Source organism: Persicitalea sp., assembly GCF_041751555.1.
Classification (GTDB): domain Bacteria; phylum Bacteroidota; class Bacteroidia; order Cytophagales; family Spirosomataceae; genus Persicitalea.
The window spans coordinates 1-2,890 of record NZ_JBGSXF010000037.1 but is presented as its reverse complement, the minus strand read 5'-3'; the positions used below and the strand labels follow the sequence as shown (position 1 = coordinate 2,890).

Below are 2,890 nucleotides of genomic sequence, written 5' to 3'. Positions count from 1 at the left end.
GGAATTTCCTATTTCAAACTATTCGGCTGGTTTAGCTATATCTGGTGATTTACTCTATGATATTGATAAGCCAATTTATAAGGAGTGGACTATCGGATTTTCGACATTAACGACTTGGTTAGGAATACATGGGTTTGATTTTTCAATCACATTTGATCCTGAAAATCCAATCTACAATTTAAAATATCAGAATCCTAAAAGCATATCTATTGAATTAGATGATTTCACAAAAATGAGTTTTGTACTGAACTCTTTCATACCATCTCCATCACAAGTGCTAGATGAAGGAATAAAAATCCCTGATTCAAGTAATAAATGCAACGGCTGAAAAAAAAGCCCCCCTGCTGGGTTCAGGCCCCGGGGCCTGAACCCAGCAGGGGGGCTACGCTGGAAAACTTCATACTTTTGGGTTACCAAACTCAAAAAGCACATGAAGCATCTGACGCTAGAACAAAGGTACCACATTTCCGCCTTGGACAAAACGCAACATTCCCGGGGCGAGATTGCCGAGCAGGTCGGCTGTTGTAGATCCACTGTCAGCCGCGAGTTGCATCGCAATTGTGACCAGCGCGACGGGTCTTACTGGCCCGACCTGGCTCAACGCAAGACCGACGCCCGCCACAAGGCCAAGCCAAAGAGAAAGCGCCTGACGGCCTGTATCGAGGCGCATGTGCGCCAGAAGATCGAGGCGGACTACAGCCCTGAGCAGATCGTCGGGGACGCCTCTCGAAAGGGTATCGAATGCGTCTCGCACGAGCGCATCTACCAGTTCGTGTGGGACGACAAGAAGCAGGGCGGGAAGCTATTCCGCCACATGCGTACCAAGGGTAAGCGCTACGCCAAAAGGGGCAGTGTGAAGGGCAAAAGGGGACAAATCGTGGGTAGAGTGGGCATCGACCAGCGCCCTCAGATCGTAGAGCAGAAGCAGCGGGTGGGCGATGTGGAGATGGATCTGGTGATCGGCAAAAACCACAAGGGAGCCCTGCTGACGATCAACGACCGGGCTACGGGGATGCTGAAAATGGGCTACGTGGAGAGCAAGGAGGCTGCCATGGTACAGGCCAAGGCAGTCGAGCTGCTGGCCGACTGGAAGCCCCTTCTACACACCGTCACGACCGACAATGGGAAGGAGTTTGCCTACCACAAGAAAGTCTCGGAAGAACTAGAAGTAGACTGCTATTTTGCAAAGCCCTACCATAGCTGGGAGCGTGGGGCGAATGAAAATTTGAACGGGTTGGTCAGGCAGTATTTCCCGAAAGGGATGAACTTTGCCCGAATCACCGAGCAGAGAGTGAACGAAGTAGTCGATATTTTAAACCAAAGACCCAGGAAGAGATTCGGGTTCCGATCGCCCGAAGAAGTTTTTCAAAATGCTACCCTAAATAATGAGGGTGTTGCATTTATTACTTGAATCCACCAATAAACCAATATGTGTATATAAATATTTCCTCTAGTGTACCGAAAACCTTTAAAGATATTCAAGAAAATATTTTTCTATTTCGTAATTTTTTTGCTCTGGCTACCTTATCCCCAACAAATATAGATTTTTTTAATTTATATTCTTCAAATGGAGACGATAGGGACGTTAATGAACAGAATTCAAAATATGAAGTTTTCTTGCATTATGATCTTTACCCAGTAGATATAAAAAATAAATCAAGAAACCTTCTTTTTGATTATAGTTTATCCAAAGGTGCCTTACCTTATATATTAAAAAAATGGCTCCATGTAAAAGATGATCTAAGACCAATTTTAGCATATCTTGTTGAAAGTATACAACCAACATCGACATTTAGAATAAATAACTTCTTAAATATAGTTCAAGCTCTGGAAGGATATCATAGAAGATTTTGTAAAGGAAATGAACACTTGGATAAAATAATTGAAAAATTGGTGAAAAAGTTTGTACAGGTAACCTTGGTCGAAGCTGAGTTTGAAAATTGTAAGGAAATAGCAAAAAGTGCATACGATTCTCGAAACTACTATACTCATTTACGAAAGACTGAGTATGCAGCCACGAAGACTGGACAAGAGTTGTATGATTTGACGATCAAAATTAGATTGCTGCTTGTATGCTGTGTGTTGAGTGAAGTAGGATTTGAAGATAATTTGATTAACAAAATGTTAGTACCCGGAAAATTGCAATTCTAATTCATGATTTGATACCATACAGACCCTACCAAAACCAACCCAATGCAAGAAGCTGACCTCGAAACCTAGGCACCCGCCGTCACTTGGTTTCACCGAGTGACGGCTATCCCGTAGCCCTCTGGGCGGTCAACCATCTCCCGGCCAAGCCAAATCCTCACACCTAATAAATTCACAATGTCCGAGTTCAGAAAAACCTACGGAGATGGTGTGTTCTACCTCACGTTTACCATCGTGGGCTGGATGGATGTTTTTACGCGACCCACGTACACCAAGGAAATCGTTGACAGTTTGAAATTTTGTCAGCAGCGAAAAGGATTGGAGATTTATGCCTACGTCATTATGACCAACCACCTGCACCTGATTGCTTGCCGCGCCGATGGTGAACTGGTCCATACGATTCGTGATTTCAAAAGCTTTACCGCCAAGCGGTTGCTGAATCTGCTGTTTGAAAATCCGTAGAAGTCACGGAAAGGCTGGATGAATATGATTTTCAAGTACCACGCGTCCACTATCCGGCAAAATGAGAAGTAAGCATTCTGTTATGCGTCAGAAAGTGGATTACATCCACCAAAATTCAGTGCGGGCCGGATTTGTGAGTGAGCCACACGAATGGAAGTTGAGCAGTTCCAGTCCGGTGAGTCCGATTGCGGTGTTGGATTGCTAAACGTATAGTTTTTGAAAGACCGCCCGGAGGGCTATGGGATAGTCGCCACTCGGCTGGAGCCGAGCGACTGCCTCC

The 2,890-nt window shown here is 44.8% G+C and carries 4 protein-coding genes; all 4 read left to right on the top strand.

The features are described 5' to 3' along the window. Nucleotides 1–328 (top strand): hypothetical protein (locus ACEW8P_RS01145; protein ID WP_373511275.1); only part of this gene is annotated, 328 nt, incomplete at its 5' end. Nucleotides 329–430: 102 nt separating this feature from the next. Continuing rightward, nucleotides 431–1,411, top strand: coding sequence for an IS30 family transposase (locus ACEW8P_RS01140; protein WP_373511274.1), 981 nt, complete (start codon nucleotides 431–433; stop codon nucleotides 1,409–1,411). A 20-nt stretch (nucleotides 1,412–1,431) separates the two neighbouring features. After that, complete coding sequence (locus ACEW8P_RS01135) at nucleotides 1,432–2,151, top strand: HEPN domain-containing protein (protein WP_373511273.1); 720 nt, start codon at nucleotides 1,432–1,434, stop codon at nucleotides 2,149–2,151. A 174-nt stretch (nucleotides 2,152–2,325) separates the two neighbouring features. Then, nucleotides 2,326–2,610 (top strand): transposase, encoded by a 285-nt coding sequence (locus ACEW8P_RS01130; RefSeq protein ID WP_373511272.1) that lies wholly within the window; start codon nucleotides 2,326–2,328, stop codon nucleotides 2,608–2,610. The last annotated feature ends 280 nt before the right edge of the window (nucleotides 2,611–2,890 follow it).